This window comes from Pseudomonas sp. R45(2017) (genome assembly GCF_002112305.1).
GTDB lineage: Bacteria > Pseudomonadota > Gammaproteobacteria > Pseudomonadales > Pseudomonadaceae > Aquipseudomonas > Aquipseudomonas paraglycinae.
This window is the reverse complement of sequence record NZ_NEHH01000009.1, coordinates 87257-108491: the sequence shown is the minus strand read 5'-3', so window position 1 is coordinate 108491 and position 21235 is coordinate 87257. Positions and strand designations below refer to the sequence as shown.

Below are 21235 nucleotides of genomic sequence, written 5' to 3'. Positions count from 1 at the left end.
GGCCTCGGGCTCGGTGCCCGCACTAAAAGCATTCATTCAGGAGGAACGCGCCCCATGGCTGCATTTGCCCATACCGTCGGCGCCCAGACCTATCGCTTCGACAGCCTCAAGGAAGTGATGGCCAAGGCCAGCCCTGCACGTTCCGGGGACTTCCTGGCGGGCGTCGCCGCGCTCAACGATGGCGAACGGGTGGCCGCGCAAATGGCGCTGGCCGACATCCCGCTCACGCATTTTTTGCAGGAAGCGCTGATCCCCTACGAATCCGATGAAGTCACCCGACTGATCATCGACAGCCATGACAAACAGGCCTTCGCAGTCGTCAGCCATCTCACGGTTGGCGGCTTTCGCGACTGGCTTCTGAGCGAAGCGGCCGATGAGCAGAGCCTGCGCGCCCTCGCCCCCGGCCTGACACCGGAAATGGTCGCTGCCGTGTCGAAGATCATGCGCGTGCAGGATCTGGTGCTGGTGGCGCAGAAGATCCGCGTCGTCACCCAATTTCGCGGCACCCTCGGCCTGCGTGGGCGGTTATCCACAAGGCTGCAACCCAATCACCCGACCGACGAACCTTCCGGCATCGCGGCGAGCATTCTCGACGGTCTGCTGTACGGCAACGGCGACGCCATGATCGGCATCAACCCGGCCACCGACAGCATCGCCTCGATCTGCGCAATGCTGGAAATGCTCGACGCGATCATCCAGCGCTACGACATTCCGACCCAGGCCTGCGTGCTGACCCACGTCACCACCTCTATAGAAGCGGTCAACCGTGGTGTGCCGCTGGATCTGGTGTTCCAGTCGATTGCCGGCACCGAAGCGGCCAACGCCAGTTTCGGCATCAACCTGAACATCTTGCAGGAAGGTTATGAAGCGGGTCTGAGCCTCAATCGCGGCACGCTCGGGCAGAACCTGATGTATTTCGAAACCGGCCAGGGCAGCGCCCTGTCGGCCAATGCCCACCACGGCGTCGATCAACAGACCTGCGAGACAAGGGCCTACGCCGTGGCGCGCCATTTCAAGCCGTTTCTGGTGAACACCGTCGTAGGATTCATCGGCCCGGAATACCTGTACAACGGCAAACAGATCATCCGCGCGGGCCTCGAAGACCACTTCTGCGGCAAGCTGCTCGGCGTGCCGATGGGCTGCGACATCTGCTACACCAACCACGCCGAAGCCGACCAGGATGACATGGACACCCTGCTGACCCTGCTCGGCGTGGCCGGGATCAACTTCATCATGGGCATCCCCGGCTCCGATGACATCATGCTCAACTACCAGACCACCTCGTTCCACGACGCGCTCTATGCTCGCCAGACCCTGGGCCTGAAACCGGCGCCGGAGTTCGAGCGGTGGCTGGCGAACATGGGCATCTTCACCCAGGCGGACGGCAAGGTCCGCTTCGGCAACAACCTGCCGCCGGCCTTTCGCCAGGCCTTGGCGCAATTGGGATGAGTCAGATGGAAAAACCGCCCGTCGATCCGCAAAACCCGTGGCTGGAGCTGCGTCGTCTGACCCCGGCGCGCATTGCCCTCGGCCGCACCGGCACCAGCCTGCCGACCCGTGCACAGCTGGATTTCCAGTTCGCCCACGCCCAGGCTCGGGACGCGGTGCATTTGCCGTTCGATCACGCCGGGCTCAGCGCCCAACTGACCGAGCGCCAGCGTGACAGTCTGCTGCTGCACAGCGCGGCGGTGGATCGCAACAGCTACCTGCAACGCCCGGATCTGGGGCGCAAATTGAGCGATCAATCGGCCCAGACCCTGCGCGAATACGCCCAGGCGCATCCGGGCGGTGTGGATCTGGTGATTGTGGTGGCGGACGGTCTGTCGGCGCTGGCGGTGCATCGGCATACCCTGCCGTTTCTCACCCGCCTGGAAGAACAGATGAGCGCCGACGAATGGTCGACTGCGCCGGTGGTACTGGTGGAACAGGGCCGGGTGGCGATTGGCGATGAAATCGGCCAGTTGCTGGGCGCGAAAATGGTCGTGATGCTGATTGGAGAGCGTCCGGGCCTCAGTTCGCCGGACAGCCTGGGTTTATATTTCACCTACAATCCAAAGGTCGGCCTCACGGATGCTTACCGCAACTGCATCTCCAATGTGCGGCTGGAAGGGCTCAGTTACGGCATGGCGGCGCATCGCTTGCTGTACCTGATGCGCGAAGCCTGTCGGCGCCAGCTGTCGGGCGTCAATCTGAAGGACGAAGCGCAGGTTCAGACGCTGGAATCGGAAGCCGGTGCAGACATGAAGAGTAATTTCCTACTCGATCCGCCCCCAGCCTGAACCGTTTCCGCATTGCCTTTCTGCGCCGGTTTGAGGCAGGATCGACGCACGGCCGCCCAAGGTTTCCCGATGCCGTCAGCCCCACGTGAAGACAGCCACTTGAAGGACGAGACCTACCATGCGGATTATCCAAGCGACCCTCGAACACCTGGATTTGCTGACCCCGTTGTTCGTTAAGTACCGCGAGTTCTACGGCTCCCTGCCCTACCCGGACTCGTCCCGGGCCTTTCTCGAAAAGCGCCTGCGACGCAAGGAATCGGTGATCTACCTGGCCCTGGCCGATGACGACGACAAGAAGCTCATGGGCTTCTGCCAGCTCTACCCGAGCTTTTCCTCCCTGTCGCTCAAGCGCGTGTGGATCCTCAACGACATCTACGTCGCCGAAGACGCCCGCCGCCAGCTGGTAGCCGACAACCTGATCCGCACCGCGAAGAAAATGGCCAAGGAAACCCAGGCCGTGCGCATGCGCGTCTCCACCAGTGCCGACAACGAAGTGGCGCAGAAAACCTACGAATCCATCGGATTCAAGGAAGACACCGAGTTCAAGAACTACGTGCTGCCGATCAGCGAAGAACTCTGATCGCGGGGTGCCCTGCGGGGAGGGAGCAGACTCCCTCCCCAAAATGAATGCCAACCCGACATTTATTCACACCGACATCCCCCGCTACAAAACCAACGCGCTTTTCACCCCTCTGCCCGTATAATCCCGATCTTCCCGGCTTGTAAGAAAAACTACACCCGCTTGTAGGCTTACACGAAGTCATCCGCACAGGCCTGCCGAGTCAGGCCATCACCACAGGTGCCTCCATGGATTTCAACCCGCTCGACCTTATCCTGCATCTCGATGTTTACCTCGACCTGCTGGTGAATAATTACGGGCCTTGGATCTACGCCATCCTGTTTCTGGTGATCTTCTGCGAGACCGGTCTGGTGGTGATGCCATTCCTGCCGGGTGATTCCCTGCTGTTCATCGCCGGCGCAGTGGCTGCGGGCGGCGGTATGGATCCGGTATTGCTGGCGGGCTTGCTGATGCTCGCGGCGATCCTCGGCGACAGCACCAACTACGTGATCGGACGAACGGCCGGTGAAAAACTGTTCAGCAATCCGAATTCGAAGATCTTCCGCCGCGACTATCTGCAACAGACCCACGACTTTTACGACAAACACGGTGGCAAGACTGTAACCCTGGCGCGCTTCCTGCCGATCATCCGTACCTTTGCCCCGTTCGTCGCCGGTGTCGCGAAGATGCCTTACCCGCGGTTCTTCGGTTTCAGCGTGTTCGGTACGGTTCTGTGGGTCGGCGGTCTGGTGACGCTGGGCTACTTCTTTGGCAACGTGCCGTTCATCAAGAAGAACCTGTCGCTGCTGGTGGTCGGCATCATTCTGCTGTCGCTGGTACCGATGATCATTGGCGTGGTTCGCAGCCGTTTCGGCGGCGCCAAAGCCCAATCGCACTGAACCGATGTGGTCGCTGAGCGCCTGGCGACGCCGGCGCATTCTGGCGAAGTACCCGATTGCCGACGATATGTGGCAGCGGGTGCGCCATCACCTGAGTTTTCTCGATGGCATCACTGCCGCTGAAGACCAGTGGCTGCGCGAAACCAGCGTGCTGTTCCTCGAAGACAAACACCTGACCGCCCTGCCCGGTGTCGAATTGCATCAGGAACAACGCCTGCTGCTCGCCGCCCAGGCGCAACTGCCACTTTTGCATCTCGGCGATCTGAACTGGTATCAGGGTTTTCATGAAATCGTCCTCTACCCCGACGACTTCCTCAGCCCCCAGCGCCATCGCGATGCCAGCGGCGTCGAGCATGAGTGGGACGGCGAACACAGCGGCGAAGCGTGGCAACAAGGGCCGATCATCCTCGCCTGGCCCGGCGTGATGGCCAGTGGTGGCTGGGAAGGCTACAACCTGGTGATCCACGAACTGGCGCACAAGCTGGACATGCTCAACGGTGACGCCAACGGCCTGCCACCGCTGCATGCCGACATGCGGGTCAGCGACTGGGCCGAGGTGATGCAGGCGGCGTACGACGACCTCAATCGCCAGCTCGACCGCCATCCCGACGCCGAAACCGCCATCGACCCGTATGCCGCCGAGAACCCGGCCGAGTTCTTCGCCGTCACCAGCGAGTACTTCTTCAGCGCTCCGGATCTGCTGCACGAAGCTTATCCACAGGTGTATGCGCAGCTGCGGCTTTTCTACCGCCAGGATCCGTTGGCGCGCCTGAAGCAACTTCAGGCCAGCGACCCGGTCTATCAGGCTCACGAGTAAAGGTCTGCACGACTTCCGGTACATGGCGTCCACGGCAGAATATGCCTATAATCGCCGCCACTTTTTGGTCAATCCGGCCAAGTGTTTTTGGTCAACTAACGGGGGCAACGCCCAATGAGCTACAGCAAGATTCCGGCTGGCAAAGACCTGCCGAACGACATCTACGTCGCGATCGAGATCCCGGCCAACCACGCGCCGATCAAATACGAAATCGACAAAGACAGCGATTGCCTGTTCGTTGACCGTTTCATGGCCACCCCGATGTTCTACCCGGCCAACTACGGTTACATCCCGAACACCCTGGCTGACGACGGTGATCCCCTCGACGTGCTGGTCGTAACCCCTTACCCGGTTGCTCCAGGTTCGGTGATCCGCGCCCGTCCAGTCGGCATCCTGAACATGACCGACGACGGCGGCGGCGATGCCAAAGTCATCGCAGTCCCACACGACAAGCTGTCCCAGCTGTACGTGGACGTGAAGGAATACACCGACCTGCCAGCCCTGCTGATCCAGCAGATCGAGCACTTCTTCGCGAACTACAAAGATCTCGAAAAAGGCAAATGGGTGAAAATCGAAGGCTGGGACGGCGCTGACGCTGCCCGCGCCGCGATCACCAAGTCGGTTGCTGCCTACAAAGGCTAAGTCTCACGACCTGCGACACGCTTGAAGAAAACCCCGGTTGATCCGGGGTTTTTTGTGCCTGCCAGATAAGTGCTTAAACAGCCTGTTTATAGCGACCTACAGAAAAGTTTTGGTGTGTGTAATTTCCCACAAGGACGTCTTACATCCCGTCGCAAAATTTGCCCTGATTTTGAACGCAAGGTTTATTCAAACCGCTCTAGGCCGGTCGTAGACTCGTGTTTATGAGAAAGAACACTAGCGGTCCAAGATTCAAGGCACTCCTGGAAGCTGCGAACATCACCACCACGGGATTCGCAAAGTTCTGGGGCACGGAAGCCCAAAACGTTCATAACTGGTACACCCGGGGCGTACCCGCGTACCGCATGGAAGAAGTTGCGCGCCTGTTGTCCGTCAACAGCCAATGGCTGAAGACCGGCGAAGGCCCGAAAGACGCCCCGCACCTGCATACGGACTCGGGCGACATCCTCGATGCGCATGCCATTCGCGGCGTCTACACGGTGCTCGAAACCAACGACATCGAATTGCCGCTCTACAAAGAAACCCCGGTCGCCCCCGGCTCCGACAAAACCCATGTCATCAAAGACCCGGAACAAACCATCCGCCTGCCCCGCAGCCACCTAGAAACACTGGAGATCCGCCACACCGACGCCATCTGCACCCACATGATCGGCAACAGCATGGCCGAGAAAATCGAAGACGGCTCCACCCTCGCCATCGACCGCGGCCTCACCCAGGTGGTGGACGGCGAAATCTACGCCATCGAACACGACGGCATGCTGCGCATCAAATACCTGCACCGCATGCCCGGCAACGCATTGCGCCTGCGCAGCCACAACAGCGCCGAATACCCGGACGAGATCTTCCGCGCGGCGCAGATCGAGGAGCAGAGGATTCATGTATTGGGGTGGGTGTTCTGGTGGTCGACGCTGGGCAAGCGGCGGCCGGTGGTGCCGTTTCTCTGACCCTCCGTCACTCCCGCCCCCTGCAGAAAACTCTGTGGGAGCGGGGCTGCCCGCGAAGAGGCCCGGATACAAGGTACAAATCCCTGCTTCCTGCCGCAGAAATCGCTCTATTCCGCACTTGAGACTGGGAATCCCCGACAAAACTCAGTATCCTGCGCCCCACATTCGCGCATCGGCCCGCCAAGCGGCCCGGATGACGCCTGACGCGGCAGACCACTGTCTGACCAAGTCCCACAGCCGGACGCAAGATCCGGATGTACGTTTTGAAGGCTGGCGCGGTTTACCAAAAATAAACCAAGCCAGTCCCCGAGAAGCCGGCCACAAGCCGGCTTTTTAATGCCTGCTGAAAAACCGGCCGGGGGTCGGTTTACGGGCAGAGCGCTGTGTAATGGTGCTTGCACAACTCATCGCATAACAGAGCCCCGCCTGCTGGAAGCGACGGCAACTTAGATTGCTCAAGTCACCCCACAAGGACGTTCAACATTCATGCCCAAAACCATCACTTCAAACATGAAATCAGTTGGCCTGACAGCCGCCTCGTGCCTTTGTCTTTCAGGATGTGTTGGAGCAATCGTATCGCTCCCGGAAAAAACAACCGTCAAGACAGACGCTTACAAAGCGCAAAGCTATCGATCAATCACACCGCAAATCAGCAGAACGGTCACGTCGACGCCTACACGGGAATGGTGCGGGATCACCGTTTGGGCACTGATCATTCCGGTGCCATTGAAACTACCGGTGTGCACATCGTATTTCGAGCAGTCCTTCGGCAACGACGAGTTCGGAAACGAAGCCGTTCTGCTCGACTCGCAGCAAAAAGTCCCATCCCCTTTCTACGCTTGCGGCCCATTCATGATGTTGGGACCGATCGTTCATGGTTACCAAGGCAATGCGCTTTGCGGTGTTTTTGCGGATTGATGGTGAAACTGACATAGCGACTTACGCTTTCACCTGCAGACGCTTTAGTCGCGAAGCCCTCCATATCCACCGTTGATTTACAATCGCCATCCGATCGGCACGAAAACACTTTCAGCACAGGGATGCGCCCATGTCCGTTCCAACCTACGATCAGTTCATTGAGCCGATCCTTCGCTTTCTCGCCACAAAACCCGAGGGTGCAATCGCTCGGGACGCTCATGAATCAGCAGCAAAAATGCTGCAACTGAGTGAAGCTCAGCGCGAAGAACTGATCGCCAGTGGTCAGGCTACCTACAAGAACCGATCAGGCTGGGCACACGATCGACTCAAGCGCGCAGGTCTTTCCAGCAGTGCCAAACGCGGTTATTGGAAGTTGACCGACGCAGGCGTGCAGTACGCCAAGGAGCATGCATTTCCACTGTCGACCACGGATGTGGAGCACTTAGCAATCGGCTACATGAATGTGAAGCTGAAAGTCGCGCCTGACGCCGAGCCACTGGATGACCAACCAAATGTGGAGCCCGATCTAGCGTCCGCCACCGAGAGCCCCGACGACCGACTGGAGCGAGCGCTTAAGGAATTACGCGATGCCACGGCGGCCGACCTTTTGGACAACTTGCTGCAAGTAAGCCCTAACCGTTTTGAAGTAATCGTGCTGGATGTTCTTCATCGCTTGGGTTACGGCGCCAGTCGCAACGACTTGCAACGTGTCGGAGGTTCCGGTGATGCCGGCATCGACGGCATTATCTCGCTCGATAAATTGGGGTTGGAGAAGGTTTACGTACAGGCCAAGCGTTGGCAGAACACGGTTGGCCGACCTGAGTTACAGGCGTTCTATGGCGCGCTCGCAGGACAAAAGGCCAAGCGCGGTGTGTTCATTACCACCTCTGGTTTTACGGCGCACGCCGTCGACTTCGCCAAATCGGTGGACGGTATTGTGCTGGTAGACGGGACGCGACTGGTGCATCTGATGATGGATCATGAGGTGGGCGTGACATCGCGTTTGTTGCGGTTGCCGACGCTGGATCGCGATTATTTTGATGAAGAGTGAGTTCGGGCGTGTTGCTGCTTGACCCTGCTAACCAATTTCCTTAGTGGGCTTGTGGCCAAAAGTGATGGCACACTAGAATCGCAGCGATTGTTCTACCAACCCCTACGGATCGAGGGTTACATCAGCACGGGGCGAGGCCGGAACTGAATCCAGTTTAGGTTGATGTGCAGGTCAAGGAGACCACTATGTCGGACGTTAAAAGCATCAAGGATCAGAAGCTTCTCTACCATCTCACTTCAGTTGAAAACCTGGATGGAATTTTCAAGGATGGTTTGAAACCTCGCGCTGGCCTCTCGGGTTTCAAAGACGTCGCAGATGCTGAAATCCTGAAAAAGCGGCAGGCTCTGCAGCTCGACAATTACGTGCCCTTCCACTGGTTTGCGAAGAATCCATTTGACGGAAGCGTCCAGCGCAACAGGCCAGAGGCCCAATTTGTACTGATCTCGGTCTACAGATCAACGGCCAGGCAATACGGCTGGAAAATCATTCCACGCCACCCGTTAGCAGGCGACTCAATACAGCTACTTGATTACGAACAGGGTTTCGAAGCCATCGAGTGGGATGTCATGAGCAGTCGCGATTACCTGGACCCTCATTGCAAAAGCATCTGCATGGCCGAGTGTCTCGCACCGGGGGTTGTTAAACCTGAGGCCTTCTTCAAAATCTTTACCCCCAGCGAAGAAGTCGATGCACTTTGCGTAGCTAAATTGCAGGCAGCGGATGTTAATGTGCAGACCAGCGTGAATCAGAGAATGTTTTATCAATGAACTACACCAGCCTGAATCCAGAGAAAGCTCTGATTTGGCGTATCGTCCATCGCGATAACCTGCCCTGGATTCTGGACAACGGCCTGCATTGCGCAAACTCGGAAGTACAGGCACCTCATTACGTGAACATCGGCAACGTCGACTTGATCGACAAGCGCCGTTCCCGTCAGGTGCCTATCGCACCCGAAGGCGTCCTGGCCGACTACGTGCCCTTCTATTTCACGCCCTTCTCGGTGATGATGCAGAACATCCACTCCGGGTGGAGCGTGCAGCAACGCAGCAATGACGAGATCGTCATTCTGGTCTCAAGCCTCCATCGCGTTGAAGAGCTCGGCCTACCGTTTGTCTTTACAAACGCACATGCCTATCCGAGTTGGACAGACTATTACAGCGATCTGGCGAATCTCGACCAGATCGATTGGACTATCCTTCAACGGCGCGACTTCAAGCGCGATCCTGATGACCCTCGTAAAATAGAGCGTTATCAAGCGGAAGCGCTGATCCACCATCACTTACCGATTACGGGACTACTGGGCATCATGTGCCACACCGATGCAATGAAAGAACGCATAGAACAAGACGTCGCCGCTCGAGGCCTGACGTTGTCTGTCCATGCGCGTCCCAAATGGTATTTCCAATGATCAGATTTACCCAAGGCAACCTGCTGGAAGCCAAGACCGAAGCCCTCGTCAACACGGTGAACACCGTGGGCGTGATGGGAAAAGGCATCGCGCTGATGTTCAAAGAACGCTTTGCGCAGAACTATCGTCTGTACGCAGCGGCGTGCAAGGCCAAGGAAGTTGAAACCGGCAAGATGCACGTGACCGCCACCAACGAACTTGAAGGACCTCGCTGGATCGTCAATTTCCCGACCAAACGTCACTGGCGTTCACCTTCGCAAATGGCCTGGATAACAGAAGGTCTGCACGACCTGCGTCGGTTTCTAATTGAGAATGACGTGAAATCAGTCGCTATCCCGCCACTGGGTGCTGGTAACGGTGGATTGAAGTGGCCTGAAGTCCGCGAACAGATCGTTGAGGTTTTGGGGGATCTGGATGTCGACGTGCTGGTGTTCGAGCCGACCAATCAATATCTGAATGTCGCCAAGCGCAACGGTGTAGAGACGCTCACGCCGGCCCGTGCCCTTATCGCTGAACTGGTTCGACGCTATTGGGTGTTGGGCATGGAATGCAGTCTGCTCGAGATTCAAAAACTGGCTTGGTTTCTTGAGCGGGCAATTGAAAAACTTCCAAGTACAGAGAACCCGCTAAACCTGAAATTTATCGCTCATAAATTCGGGCCATACGCCAATCGACTGGAGCATCTGCTCAACAATCTGGATGGTAGCTATCTACATTGCGACAAGCGTATCAGTGATGCGGAAATCACCGATGTGATTTGGTTTGATCAAGATCGCAAGGCTTTTTTGCAGACCTACCTAAAGACTGAAGCCAGGGAATATTCCCAAGCTTTAGAGCGCACAGCTGAATTAATCGATGGTTTTGAATCCCCCTTCGGAATGGAATTACTCGCGACCGTCGATTGGTTGCTGATTAAGGAAGGGGTTGTTCCGACCGTTTCTGCGGTACGTGAAGCACTGAGAAACTGGGACGGCGGGGGTGGAGCTGCGGTGCGCAAAAATAAACTATTCGATGATCAAGCTCTTGAAATCGCGATTAATCGCCTGATCTCCAGCAGTTTCAGCCCGAAAATAGCGGCCTGACGCAGACAATAAATGCGAGTTTGCCTGTCCGCTTGGTACGTGCAATGAGTAGACGGCTCAGGCGATTATTGAACCATCGCAATAAGCCATTAGCACATCCGCCCTAATTGCCGCCCACCCAACCTCGCCACTAAATTTCCATTCTGTTTTTGTGCATTGCAAAAGCACCAAGGAATGGAGCAACACCATGTCGTCGTTTTTCAAACTCAATCAATCTCTTGTTCTAGTAACCGCACTTCTGACCGCCACTACTTGCGCGCAGGCAGAAGAACCGAACCCCGTCGGTGACTGGTGGATCATTTACGGCAACGGCATTCCCAACAAGAACATCATGTATGTAGCCGACAGCACTTCAGTCGTGCCGTCGAACCATACCAAGGGTGCGAAGTTGGTGGCCGTGACGCTGGTGTATGAAGAACCCGGCAAACCGATGATCGATGCCTACAACCTCGAAGTGCAGTGCTCCACGAACAAGGTCCGCTTTCTTAATGGGCAATCCATAGATCGCATTGCCTACATGATGCGGCACCTGAAAGTTAACGACCAATGGCAACAACCGAAGGAGTTCTGGGTACAGCGCGCCGCCGAGTTTGTTTGCTCCCCCGCCAAGAAAGACATGATCGCGCTGGGCAAGATGGAGCCCTTGCAGATGATTCAGGGCATGCAACAGATGTTCTTCAAGCTGGCACCGATTCAGGAGAAGGGGCAGATGATGGACAACCTGGATTCGATCCTCGGTAACAAGTAAGCGGCGGAACGCATGATGAATCAATGGACTAAAACGTTACTGGCGGTCCTGCTGACACCCACACTATTGCTGCTGCATGGCTGCCACCTGATTGCTCAGTCTCGATGGGAGGGACGCGATGTCCAGGAAGCACTCGACCTGTTCGGCAAACCCGACTCGATGAAAAAACAGACCGGTGCCAACGGTGAGAATCTGGCGGTTCTCACCTGGTTCAAATCCTCCAGCTGGACCACTACAGAAGCGGCCGGGACTTCAATGAACCATACCGGCAACGGCATGGTTTACACCGAGTACTACGAGACAGTCGGTCACAGTTCGGATTGCAAACTGGAGGCCACCGTCAACAAAGCCAAGAAGATCGTGCTGTTCAGGATTGAAGACGGGAAGATCATTCACGGGAAGTGCATCAACGTCCCGTTCGTGCCCGGCTATATTCCGCCCGGCTTCTAATGCAACCCTGAGCAGTCTCCTGCTCAGGGATAACTAAACGACTTCACCAACGTCAACTCCCCCACCGCCCGCATCGGCACGATGAAAGTCTCCATCTTCTCGCTAGGCGTCCCCTCCTCCGTAATCACCGTCACCTGCGCGGTAGTCAACGGCTGCACCGCCTCTTCCCCACCCTCATCATCCCCGCGATACCCACCGCCAAAATAATTCACATACACCAGATACTGACCCTTGATCGGCGCCGGCATGGCGAAGATTTCCGGGCCGTAGCCGGTGGTCACGTCGACATCCAGAGCAGCGCCATTGGGCGCAACGCGATCGCCGTACCAGATGTGCGCGCCGTCGGGTGTGATCAGGTGCAGGTCGAGGTCGGTGCCGTCACTGTCCCACGCCAGCAACACCCGCAGTTTCGCCGGAGTAGCGCCGCCGCTGGTGTTGAGAAATTGCGTGCGGTGCCGTTGCTGGCCGTCGGGGCTGCGGACTTCGACGCTGTTGCTGCCGTTGGGGAAGGAGAACGGGCGGTCGAAGCGGCCGCTGTCGTCGATTTTCAGCGGCATGCTGACGCCGTTGACGATCAGGCGGCCGGGCTCTTTGTTTTTCGGGGTGGCTTTGATTTCGCCGCTGATGCGGGCGGTGTTGGCCTGGCCGAGCGGAGTGTTTACCGAGGAGGCCGGGTAGTTGACGGTCTGGCGGAAACTTTCGCCCTCGCCTTCGGGTGCGCCACTGCGCCAGCCGCCGATCGGGGTGTCGAGTTTGACGCCGTCAGCGGCGATCACCGGCGAAACGGCGGCAAAGACGCAGAGCAACAGCAAGACCTGTGGATAACGGAGTGTCATGGTCTATTCCAGCAAAAGGTGACGGGCGAGCCCTTCGATATAGGTTTCATCCTGGCCGTTGGGATGTGCTTCAAAGGCCAGGTGCAGGTATTCGTGAGTCAGGTCGAGGCGATCCTGCAACGACAGCACGCCTCGCACGTAGATGCGCTGGCGTTCGCGGTCGACGAAGGGGCGGCCGAAGGCGAGTTTGCAGACGGCGAACGTGCTGACTTCGTTGTAGCCGGTTTCGCTTTCCAGCCTGGGACGCCAGCCGCGCCGCTGTTTTTGCAGCCAGTCCTGCGCGGCGGGCAGTGCTTCGCAGGACGCCACCGGGTTGTCCCAGCGGCTAAGGCTCGCTCGTGGATAGGCGTGCAGCAGGATCGCGTCGTAACGCTGCCCGGCATTGGCTTGCTCGACGGCTTGTTGCCAGGCCAGTTTGTCGGGGCCAGGTTGATCGGAGTGATAGGTGACGGTGCTGCCGGCCAATACCAGATCCGACGTCCATGCGGCGATGTTGCGGGATTCGGCGGAAGCCGGGCGCGGGGCGACGCGTTGGCGGGTGCTGCTGTCGTCGATGCTCAGGCATTCGCCGTTGCGCGTGGCGTTTTGCAGCAGATACGTGCGGATCGCCACGGCCAACGCTTTGGCGGCTTCGGCCGGCTCGGGTTTGGCTTCACGCTCCAGCACACGGGCGACGTACTCTTCGCGATCCAGCCGAGCCACAAGCTTGTCGTTGAGCAGAAACAGCTCGCCATCGCTGTGGATATCCAGCGTATTGCCATTAACGAATTCGACGCGGTAATCGCCCTGCAACGGGCCGGAGCTCACCACTCGATCACCGACCAGAACCCGCGAAACCGGATAACGCGAGAACAGTCCGACCTCAACGCATCGCCCCGCTTCCGCTGGCCATGATGCGGGCAACACCGTCGCCAACGCCGAACCGTAATGCCGCAGAACCATCTGACTGGTGCCCCGGCCACCGGCCCAGATCGGCGAGCCATCCGCCGTCCACCCAGCGAATCCACCCTGACGTGATTGCGGGTCCTGATCGCCGAGCCAGCTCCAGGTTTTCACCCGCAAGCGCCCGCCGAGTTCACCGACGACATTGCCGTCCGCCGCATTCAGCACCACGTCGAGCAGCACACGGCGCATCTGATCCTGAGCCGGCAGCAGAGACAAAACCTTCAGCAGGTCAGCCACGGAAACCCGAGTAGCCGGTTGCACCGATGGCAAATCCAGCAACCACGACGGCGCCTGTCGCGCCTGCCAATAGGTTCTCCAATCGCCAGCGGTTATGCCCAACCGCGCCGGCTCGAAATACAGCCCGCAGGATTTTACCAGCGCCTGATCACGCTCGATCTTCCCGCCCGCCGTGCAGCAATAGACTTCTTCCTTCGACTGCCCGCGACATTCATAAGCCGGTTCCTGCGCGCCGGTATCCACCAGCCACGCGTAGACGAACATCTTCCACAAACTGCCCAGCGGCGTATCAAGCGACGAAGGCAATGGCTCGCGGGCGGTCAGTTGCGTGGTGTTCAGCGACAGCAATTCGCCCTTGTAGGCTACGCGCAACGGTTCATCCTGCGCCGTCGCCAGCGCAGGAATCACACACATCAGCAGCCAGACCAGCGGCCGGGTCATGTCAGTTGACCGTGACCTGACCGAGGGCCGCTTTCGCTTCGCGGGCCTGATGCTGCGGCGCGTAGACCTGAGTGAAACGCACCGGCGGCAGGTTGAACTGGCCCTTCTGCGAGAACCGAACCAGATGGCGCAGACGCAATTCACCGCTCAGTGCATCCACCGGAACCGCGTAGGCCAGTTGGCCCGGTTCGAACCGCGCCTTCTCCAGCGCGGTCGGCTCGGTGCCGTCCTTGCCCTGCAACTTGATGCCCCACGTGGTGCGCTCGACATCGGCGCCCGGCGGCAACGGCACTTCGAGCATGCCGTAGCGCAACGGTTTTGGTGCCTTGCTGGTGAGGATCACCTCGTCCAGATACAGACTGTCGCTGGACAACGGCTTGGTGCCGACCGGCTCCAGTTTGAAAGTGAAGGCTTCGTCACCCGGCACCAGACGCGACAGGCGACGAGTGATGGTCACCGCCATCGGATCGACCGCCGGTTGTTGGGTCTGGAAGCTCAGCGCGGCACGCAACGGACGCTCCTGAGTGCCCGACACCGACAACACGCTCGGCACCGGCGCAGCACCCTGCCACGTCCAATACATCTCGCCGGTCGCGCCGTAGTTTTTCTTCCAGCCTTCGCCCGGGGCCAGCGCGATGGTCGGCGATGCCTGGGCGATGCTGCGTTGCAGCCAGGTCAGCGCCAGCGCACGTTCGAGGGTCGATTGCTGCGGCAACAGGCGTTGCAACAACGCCGTGGCACGAGCCTGATCGAACGGTTGCAGCGACAGGTTCAGCGCTTCGGCAAACGGCTGCGAACTGACGGACAAGCGCTGTTGCGCAGCGCCCAACTGACGATTGAACGCATCCGGCAGAGCAACTTTCGACTGGGTGGCCAGCGATGCGGTCAAGACCCGCGCCGCCGCCAGACCGAGCGCCGAATCCGGATCGCCCATCACCAGACTGTCTTCGCCGTCGTCCATCAGGTTTTCGGCATTGCCTTCCCCGGCCTTCGCCAGATCGTCCATCAAACCGCTGAGCAGCGTGTTGACCGGCAGATGCATCTGCTTGGCGAACGACAGGATCAGTGCCCGTTGCAGCAACGGCGTGTTCGGCGCCTGCTTGGCGTAGACCTCCAGCACCCGCTGCCAGTGCTCCGGCGGCAAGGTCAGATCCAGCACCTGACTGGCGTTCCAGTCGGCGTAATAGGCGTAAGCGGTGAGGAACGCATCCGGCTCACCATCAAAGCCCCACCAGGTGAAACTCGCCGACGGCCCGGCCATTTGCACCAGGCGCAGACGGCTGTTCTGCATGATCAGACGCAAGCGGTCGCGGATCTGCGGGCTCGACGCCAGCGACGGATAGGCGATGCTCAGCGGCAGCAAGCGGCTGGCGGTCTGTTCGACGCCGCCGTACGGATAGCTGAGCAGATCGTCGAGGGCCGAACGGAACAGCGCTTGCGGGCTGTCATCCAGACGCAGGCGAATGTCGGTGGCGTCTGCCGGCAGGCTCAGCGGTGTGTCACCGCTGGCCACATCGAGGCTCTGGGTCTGCGTCACTTGCCAGCCTTCGCCGGTGGCGGTCAGGCGTACCGCGAGGGCGTCGGCGGTCTTGCCGTCCTGCACCAGTTCGGCGGTCCATTCGCCGGAGGCCAATGCGAAGGCCGGTAGCGGCAGGTAGTTGATGCCGTTGTTGAGGGTCACCGGCAGGCGCTGTTCGGCGCCGGCGTAATGCGTCACCAGCTCAGCCTTGACCGGTTTTTCGGCCTGACTGAAGGAGAACACGCCGAGTTGCGGCTGATCGCCCTTGCGGAATTTGCTCGGGCCGCTCCACTTCAGGTACAGCGGTTTTTCCGAGCGGACAAACTGCTTCTTCTGCCCGACCTGACCGTCATCGGCAATCGCTCGCGCGGTGATGCGCCAGCGGGTCAGCGAGTCCGGCATCTTGAAGGTGAAACGGGTTTTGCCATCAGCGTCGGTCAGCAATTCCGGTTGCCATGCAGCGGTGTCGACATCTTCGCGACGCGGCCGCTCCAGCACTTTCACCCCACGCTCGCTGCGGTTGGCTTTGCCCGGTGCGCCCGGGCTGCCCGGCAACGCCACGTCGTAGCTGATGAACGACAGGCTGGCGCTGGTGCGCACGTTGTTGCGGCGCGGGTGGTAGAAGAACTGGTCGATGGTCGGCGCAACTTCCGGTTGCAGCGCGTAGACCATTTCATCCACGACGCTGACCGTCAGGTGCGCCGGCACTGCCTTGCCAGCGAACTGCGTGGTCAGGTCGACCGTCACGGTATCGCCCGGCTGATAGGTCTCTTTGTCGGTTTTGATTGCCACGTCGATCTGCGGCGCAACAACCTTGATCCCGGCGTTCTGGAAGCTGTACTGACCGCCCTTGGTGTAGAGCACGGAGAACGTCAGGTTCGGCGCGAAGTTGTCCTTCACCGGGATGCGTGCGCGGTATTGGGTGTTGCTGAGTTTTTCCAGTTTCAGCCAGTCGCCGCCCTTGGTCAGCAGCGCGGTGGCTTCGACCTTGTCACGCTCCAGCGACAGCAGTGCATCGCTGACAGGCTCCGGGAAAGTGATCAGCGCCAGCGCTTCGTCGCCTGCCTTGTACTCGGGTTTGTCGAGGACGATTTCCACGGTGCCCGGCACAGCCTTGACGCCGTCACCAGTGACGGAATGACCAGTCGCACCGAGCACTCGGCCGTGCTGATCTTTCAGCGACAGGTTGTAGGTGCCCGGGCGATCGAACGCCACGCTGAAGCCTTTGTCTTTCGCCGCCAGTTTGCCTTCGCCGGTGGTCTGGTCTTCCAGGCGAACCCAGCTGTAGCTGCTCGGCACAACGGCCTGGGCCTGTTGGCTGCCGCCCTCGTTGGCGTAGCTGAACGCGACCTTGTCACCCACCGCGCTGAAGCGCTGCGGCGCAGTCAGGCGGAAGCTGGCGGCACCGCGGTCGATGAGGATTTCCTTGGTGGTTTTGACCCGATACGCTGCGCCATCGCTGGCAAACACGGTGAGCATGTAGCGGCTCGGTTTGTCGGCGGCCGGCAGGTCTAGGGTCGCGTTGCCCTTGCTGTCGGTGGTCAGTTCGGTGCTGGTCAGCTCCACCGGGAATTGACCGAGGTATTGCAGCTCGTTGTCGACCATCGACAGTTGCTGGGCGCGCAGGCTCAGGGTCAGTTTGGCGTTCGCCACCGGTTTGCCGTCCGGGTAAAGCAGCACCAGGCTGCCCTTCACCGGTTCGCCGGTGCGGTAATCCTGCTTGGCCAGATTCAGCGAGATTTCGAAGTGCGGCTTGATGTACTCCGCCACCCGGAACGCGCTGCTGTAGGCCTGATCCTTGTAGTTGAAACGCAGCTCGTAACCACCGGCCACCGCATTGTCCGGCAACTGGAAACGGCCCTGGGTGCCGGCCTTGGAATCAAGTTTCAGATCGAGCCGCTGCAACTCGGTGCCGGTAGCATCGAGCACGCTGACATTGACGTCCGCCGCGCCCGGCAATACCGAATCCCGCGCGTTCCTGAATTCACGGCCGACGATTTTCAGCGACACCCAATCACCCGGACGATACAGCGGCCGGTCGGTGAAGGCGTAGAGTTTGGTGTCGTAGATTTCGCTGTCGTAATAGAAGTTTTCCGAGACGAATACGCCACCCTCTTCGTCCTCGCCAATCACGAACGAACGCTCCGGGCTGACGTGTTTCAGGCGGAGCAGACCATCGGTGTCGGTGGCGCCGCTGCTCATCACGCCGAGGCCGTCTGTCCACAGCACATTGACCTTCGGCACCGAGCTGCCTTCGTGTTTGCGTGCGGCCCACACCAGCAATTCATCACCGGCAATCTTGCTCACCGCCACGGTGTTGGAAACGAACACCATGGTGGTCGCGCGGTACTTGCCGATCAGCGCTTCGACCAGATACAGGCCAGGTTTCAGATTGCCCAACGGGATGTAGACGTTACCCGGCGCGACGCTGACGAACTCGCTGGAAGACCCGGCCAGATTGACGCCTGTCGGTGGCTGAATCGGTTTGGCCTGCCACAGCGGATAACGGAACTGACTGACCACCGGCAGACCCGGAATCAGGGCGAATTGCGGTTGCGCGTCGTAAGGGGTCGGCGCGGCGATGGCATTGCCCATCTTCAGTTCCGGCACCTCCTCGGTGACTTGCTGGCGCGACTCGTAGGAGAACGCACGCTGCATTACGCGACGGGATTTGCGGTACCAGTTGTCCCACAGGTACGCGAGGGTGTTCGACAGGCCTTCGCCCTTGAACTGGCCGTCACTGACCACGCGGTGCAGGTTCTTCTGGCGCTTGAGGAAGTCCAGCGGCTTGTCGATCTTGTACACCCGGATATCGGCGCCGCCGTACGGTTCCATGCGGAAACGGCGATAGTCGCGACCCGGTGCTTCGAGGCGCACCACCGCCTGTTCGTCGGCGGCGAAACTGCTGTCGGCCAGCAGGAAAAAGCTCTCACCGGACACCGGCGTATAGCCGCTTGGCTCCACGGTGTCTTCGGCATTCACGGCCGAAAACGGCAGGGTCAACAGCAACAGAAAAGGCAGTAAACGCAGCATGCGGGCACCGGTCATTGGGAGAGAAAATTCAGTCGATAGACGCCGATGAAGTTGGGGTTGGCTGCGTCGGGTATCCATCGGGTGTCCTTCCATGTCATGAGTTGCTGCAGGCTTGCCGAACGCATGCCGTTGTCGGTTGGGGTGGTCGTGCCGGTGTGATAGGCGATGTAGCGGCCCATCCAGATCATCAGGTGCTGGTCGTCGCCCTGATCGAAAAACATCAGATCGCCGGGCCGTGCCTGGGACACGTCGCGGCCGATCAGATGGCTGTTGAACTGAATCAGTTTGATCGCGTTGACGTAGGGCCCGACCTTGCCGCCGCCCTGCTGCCATTGCTGGGCGAGCTTGCGCTGATCGGCGCTCAGGTCCAGCTCCGGCGGCAGGTAGCGGTTGGACACGCCATTGCTGCGCAGCCATTTGTCGTCATGGACTTTCAGCGCTTCGTTGGCGGCGAAACGCACCAGCCCCGCGCAGTCCTGCTGATACCAGCGCGGGCTCGGGCCTTTGCTCAACTGCTCCTGAGCGATGCGCACGAACCAGGCGCGAAACACCTGGGATTGCTGCGGATCGAGGGCTGGAATCTCAACGGCTCGGGCACCGGCGCTGAGCAACAGCGCCAGAAGGCCAAGGCTGCGAATGAGTCCGGTCACAGCGCTTTCCACTCCAGCGGCAGCCATTGCCAGTGACCGTCAGGCTCGCTGCCTTCCGGCAACGTCAGGGCGTATTTGCCCATGCCGCCGAGGGTGCGCAGTTTCGGGATCAGGTAGGTTTGCGCGGCGTTGTAGAACACCGGTTCCATGTCCTGCGGCAGGCTGTCGAGGGTTTCCTGCTGGATCAGTTGCGCCATCGAATCCGGGCCGAAGTAGATCGGCATCAGCACGTCTTTCGGCAGTACATCGGCCATCGGCGGGAAGCGTTTGTCGAGGGTGCCGAGCGCCTTGTCGACCAGTTTGTCGTCGAGGGAAAACAGCAGCGTGGAACCGTGGCGCGCCAGGCTGACTTTCATGAAGGCACGGCCGGTGATCGCGTCCGGGTTCTCGGCATCCTTGGCCGCGTAAGGGCCGAAGTTGGAACTGACCTGACGCTGCCAGAGGTGGCTCTGGCCTTCCTGTTTTTCCACCACCGGGAACGCGTGCTCGTCGACCTTGCCTTCGTAAGCGCCGACCATCGAATCGAACAGCGTGCCGATATCAGCGTCGAGTTTGCCGTTGTCTTCGTCGTTCAGACTGGCCACCAGCAACGGCGTGTACAGCCGCGAATCGGCGTACCAGCACAGGCCCGCCGCGCCGGCCACGTGTTCGGTGAGTTTCTGCGCCACGGCTTCTTCGGCGCCGAGTTTCACCAGCAGCGGCTTCTGCGGCTCGGCAGCGACCGGCAAGGTCACGCAGGCACTGGCGCCCAATGGCATGGCCTGCCAGACCGGTTTGAAATCGAAGTCCGGCTGGTTCTCCAGTTCGTCCATGGCGAGGTAGCTGTGCCAGCCCTTGTCGTCCATGTCGAAACGCAGGCCGGCGAAGTTCGGGATGAAGCGCTGGTAACCCATGGCCAGAACGCTGGAATTGACCGACAGGCGCTGTTTGGTTTCAGGTGTTTTGGCCTTGAGCCCGATCGCTTCGGGGAACAGTTTTTCGCCGTTGAGCAGCGCCGCCAGCGCTTGCGGCGAGACATGGCCGGACTCCTCGGAAGCACCACTTTCCGGATCGTAGAATTTGGCCGGATTGGACAGCACCACCAGTTTGTCGCCACGGGAGGCGAACAACAGGGATTTGCCGGCGTTGTAGGTCAGCTGATAGAGCGGTACTTCATCGCCGCCGACTTTCAGGGTGCTGAGCACGCTCAGTTGCGAATCATCCAGGGCGACTTTCGCCAGCGGCTCCAGCACCTTGGCCAGCCCGCCGCGATCCATCACCAGCAGGAAATCCTTCAGCCGGCCATCGGCGCCGCGCCACAACGCCACGTCTGCCGGTTGATCGAAGAGCTGCTCGATCAGGCTGTCCTGCAGCTTCAGGTCATGCTCGTAGATGATCCGCCGCAGACTGCCGATCAACCCGAGACGGTCGGCGTGGGTTTCGTAATAGAAGACGAAATCCTCAGTGAGCGTGGCCTTGAGGAACGGCACCGTCAGCAAGTCCTTGGGCAACTGGCTCAGGGAGCGGGTTTCCAGCAGTGCGTCCGGGCGGCTCAAGCCAAGCTTGTCGCTGGCCAGTTCCGCCGGCGGCGCCTTCGGTTTGTGCATCAGCCAGCCGAGCCCGCCCGCCACGCCGGCCACCAGGCACAGCCCGACCGCCAGCAGCGGCCAGCGCCGGGAAGGTTTGGCGGCGGGCGCATCGGTAGCCGGGGTCGCAGTGTTATCGCTCATCTTCTCGCTCATGTTCCCAAAGCTCGGCAGTTCATCCGTGGTGCGGGATG

19 protein-coding genes are annotated in these 21235 nt (G+C 59.7%); 14 read left to right on the top strand and 5 right to left on the bottom strand.

Annotated elements, in window-relative coordinates; translation table 11 throughout:
* The first annotated feature begins 54 nt into the window (after window positions 1–54).
* The 14 genes from CAF74_RS21090 (at window position 55) to CAF74_RS21025 (ending at window position 11815) form a co-directional block, all read left to right on the top strand.
* A complete protein-coding gene (locus tag CAF74_RS21090; RefSeq protein ID WP_085747638.1) occupies window positions 55–1449 on the top strand; it encodes an ethanolamine ammonia-lyase subunit EutB in 1395 nt (464 codons plus the stop codon).
* Window positions 1446–2279 (top strand): ethanolamine ammonia-lyase subunit EutC, encoded by an 834-nt coding sequence (gene eutC, locus CAF74_RS21085; protein ID WP_371857353.1) that lies wholly within the window; start codon window positions 1446–1448, stop codon window positions 2277–2279. Before CAF74_RS21090 ends, eutC begins: the two co-directional genes overlap by 4 nt.
* A gap of 118 nt (window positions 2280–2397) precedes the next feature.
* Entirely contained in the window at window positions 2398–2859 is a 462-nt protein-coding gene (locus tag CAF74_RS21080; protein ID WP_074691599.1) for an N-acetyltransferase, read from the top strand.
* 227 nt (window positions 2860–3086) lie between these two features.
* Window positions 3087–3737: a DedA family protein gene (locus CAF74_RS21075; protein ID WP_085747636.1), complete on the top strand. Its 651-nt coding sequence runs from the start codon at window positions 3087–3089 to the stop codon at window positions 3735–3737.
* Window positions 3738–3741: 4 nt separating this feature from the next.
* Window positions 3742–4554, top strand: coding sequence for a zinc-dependent peptidase (locus CAF74_RS21070; RefSeq protein WP_085747635.1), 813 nt, complete (start codon window positions 3742–3744; stop codon window positions 4552–4554).
* Window positions 4555–4668: 114 nt separating this feature from the next.
* Window positions 4669–5196, top strand: coding sequence for an inorganic diphosphatase (gene ppa / locus CAF74_RS21065; RefSeq protein WP_007933577.1), 528 nt, complete (start codon window positions 4669–4671; stop codon window positions 5194–5196).
* Between the two features lie 221 nt (window positions 5197–5417).
* Entirely contained in the window at window positions 5418–6158 is a 741-nt protein-coding gene (locus CAF74_RS21060) for a S24 family peptidase (protein WP_085747634.1), read from the top strand.
* A gap of 486 nt (window positions 6159–6644) precedes the next feature.
* Window positions 6645–7076 (top strand): hypothetical protein, encoded by a 432-nt coding sequence (locus CAF74_RS21055; RefSeq protein ID WP_080770657.1) that lies wholly within the window; start codon window positions 6645–6647, stop codon window positions 7074–7076.
* Window positions 7077–7206: 130 nt separating this feature from the next.
* Window positions 7207–8127 carry a restriction endonuclease gene (locus CAF74_RS21050; RefSeq protein WP_085747633.1) on the top strand — a complete coding sequence of 307 codons (921 nt, stop codon included), beginning with the start codon at window positions 7207–7209 and terminating at the stop codon, window positions 8125–8127.
* Between the two features lie 185 nt (window positions 8128–8312).
* A complete protein-coding gene (locus CAF74_RS21045) occupies window positions 8313–8894 on the top strand; it encodes a DarT ssDNA thymidine ADP-ribosyltransferase family protein (protein WP_085747632.1) in 582 nt (193 codons plus the stop codon).
* Window positions 8891–9535: a DUF4433 domain-containing protein gene (locus CAF74_RS21040; protein WP_074691609.1), complete on the top strand. Its 645-nt coding sequence runs from the start codon at window positions 8891–8893 to the stop codon at window positions 9533–9535. Before CAF74_RS21045 ends, CAF74_RS21040 begins: the two co-directional genes overlap by 4 nt.
* Window positions 9532–10617, top strand: coding sequence for a macro domain-containing protein (locus CAF74_RS21035; RefSeq protein ID WP_085747631.1), 1086 nt, complete (start codon window positions 9532–9534; stop codon window positions 10615–10617). The genes CAF74_RS21040 and CAF74_RS21035 overlap by 4 nt, the downstream gene beginning before the upstream one ends.
* 187 nt (window positions 10618–10804) lie before the next feature.
* Window positions 10805–11365: a hypothetical protein gene (locus CAF74_RS21030; RefSeq protein ID WP_085747630.1), complete on the top strand. Its 561-nt coding sequence runs from the start codon at window positions 10805–10807 to the stop codon at window positions 11363–11365.
* Window positions 11366–11380: 15 nt separating this feature from the next.
* Window positions 11381–11815, top strand: coding sequence for a hypothetical protein (locus CAF74_RS21025; protein WP_039772002.1), 435 nt, complete (start codon window positions 11381–11383; stop codon window positions 11813–11815).
* Window positions 11816–11838: 23 nt separating this feature from the next.
* Here the strand turns inward: CAF74_RS21025 and CAF74_RS21020 are convergent, their stop codons facing one another.
* From CAF74_RS21020 to CAF74_RS21000, 5 genes are read right to left on the bottom strand one after another with little or no spacing between them, the layout of a single operon-like run.
* Window positions 11839–12651, bottom strand: coding sequence for a YfaP family protein (locus tag CAF74_RS21020; RefSeq protein ID WP_085747629.1), 813 nt, complete (start codon window positions 12649–12651; stop codon window positions 11839–11841).
* Window positions 12652–12654: 3 nt separating this feature from the next.
* Window positions 12655–14274: a DUF2300 domain-containing protein gene (locus tag CAF74_RS21015; protein WP_085747628.1), complete on the bottom strand. Its 1620-nt coding sequence runs from the start codon at window positions 14272–14274 to the stop codon at window positions 12655–12657.
* 1 nt (window position 14275) lies between these two features.
* The gene (locus CAF74_RS21010) at window positions 14276–18841 is read right to left on the bottom strand and encodes an alpha-2-macroglobulin (protein ID WP_085747627.1); all 4566 of its coding nucleotides are present in this window, start codon (window positions 18839–18841) and stop codon (window positions 14276–14278) included.
* On the bottom strand, window positions 18838–19503 hold the full coding sequence (locus CAF74_RS21005; RefSeq protein WP_085747626.1) for a DUF1175 domain-containing protein: 666 nt from the start codon (window positions 19501–19503) through the stop codon (window positions 18838–18840). Before CAF74_RS21005 ends, CAF74_RS21010 begins: the two co-directional genes overlap by 4 nt.
* On the bottom strand, window positions 19473–21185 hold the full coding sequence (locus CAF74_RS21000; protein WP_085747625.1) for a DUF2138 domain-containing protein: 1713 nt from the start codon (window positions 21183–21185) through the stop codon (window positions 19473–19475). Before CAF74_RS21000 ends, CAF74_RS21005 begins: the two co-directional genes overlap by 31 nt.
* Between the last annotated feature and the right edge of the window lie 50 nt (window positions 21186–21235).

What these genes read in the sequence shown, in the direction of transcription:
- CAF74_RS21090 (WP_085747638.1), top strand. Translation starts at nt 55, where the DNA reads ATGGCTGCATTTGCCCATACCGTCGGCGCCCAGACCTATCGCTTCGAC.
- eutC (WP_371857353.1), top strand. Translation starts at nt 1,446, where the DNA reads ATGAGTCAGATGGAAAAACCGCCCGTCGATCCGCAAAACCCGTGGCTG.
- CAF74_RS21080 (WP_074691599.1), top strand. Translation starts at nt 2,398, where the DNA reads ATGCGGATTATCCAAGCGACCCTCGAACACCTGGATTTGCTGACCCCG.
- CAF74_RS21075 (WP_085747636.1), top strand. Translation starts at nt 3,087, where the DNA reads ATGGATTTCAACCCGCTCGACCTTATCCTGCATCTCGATGTTTACCTC.
- CAF74_RS21070 (WP_085747635.1), top strand. Translation starts at nt 3,742, where the DNA reads ATGTGGTCGCTGAGCGCCTGGCGACGCCGGCGCATTCTGGCGAAGTAC.
- ppa (WP_007933577.1), top strand. Translation starts at nt 4,669, where the DNA reads ATGAGCTACAGCAAGATTCCGGCTGGCAAAGACCTGCCGAACGACATC.
- CAF74_RS21060 (WP_085747634.1), top strand. Translation starts at nt 5,418, where the DNA reads ATGAGAAAGAACACTAGCGGTCCAAGATTCAAGGCACTCCTGGAAGCT.
- CAF74_RS21055 (WP_080770657.1), top strand. Translation starts at nt 6,645, where the DNA reads ATGCCCAAAACCATCACTTCAAACATGAAATCAGTTGGCCTGACAGCC.
- CAF74_RS21050 (WP_085747633.1), top strand. Translation starts at nt 7,207, where the DNA reads ATGTCCGTTCCAACCTACGATCAGTTCATTGAGCCGATCCTTCGCTTT.
- CAF74_RS21045 (WP_085747632.1), top strand. Translation starts at nt 8,313, where the DNA reads ATGTCGGACGTTAAAAGCATCAAGGATCAGAAGCTTCTCTACCATCTC.
- CAF74_RS21040 (WP_074691609.1), top strand. Translation starts at nt 8,891, where the DNA reads ATGAACTACACCAGCCTGAATCCAGAGAAAGCTCTGATTTGGCGTATC.
- CAF74_RS21035 (WP_085747631.1), top strand. Translation starts at nt 9,532, where the DNA reads ATGATCAGATTTACCCAAGGCAACCTGCTGGAAGCCAAGACCGAAGCC.
- CAF74_RS21030 (WP_085747630.1), top strand. Translation starts at nt 10,805, where the DNA reads ATGTCGTCGTTTTTCAAACTCAATCAATCTCTTGTTCTAGTAACCGCA.
- CAF74_RS21025 (WP_039772002.1), top strand. Translation starts at nt 11,381, where the DNA reads ATGAATCAATGGACTAAAACGTTACTGGCGGTCCTGCTGACACCCACA.
- CAF74_RS21020 (WP_085747629.1), bottom strand. Translation starts at nt 12,651, where the DNA reads ATGACACTCCGTTATCCACAGGTCTTGCTGTTGCTCTGCGTCTTTGCC.
- CAF74_RS21015 (WP_085747628.1), bottom strand. Translation starts at nt 14,274, where the DNA reads ATGACCCGGCCGCTGGTCTGGCTGCTGATGTGTGTGATTCCTGCGCTG.
- CAF74_RS21010 (WP_085747627.1), bottom strand. Translation starts at nt 18,841, where the DNA reads ATGACCGGTGCCCGCATGCTGCGTTTACTGCCTTTTCTGTTGCTGTTG.
- CAF74_RS21005 (WP_085747626.1), bottom strand. Translation starts at nt 19,503, where the DNA reads ATGGCTGCCGCTGGAGTGGAAAGCGCTGTGACCGGACTCATTCGCAGC.
- CAF74_RS21000 (WP_085747625.1), bottom strand. Translation starts at nt 21,185, where the DNA reads ATGAGCGATAACACTGCGACCCCGGCTACCGATGCGCCCGCCGCCAAA.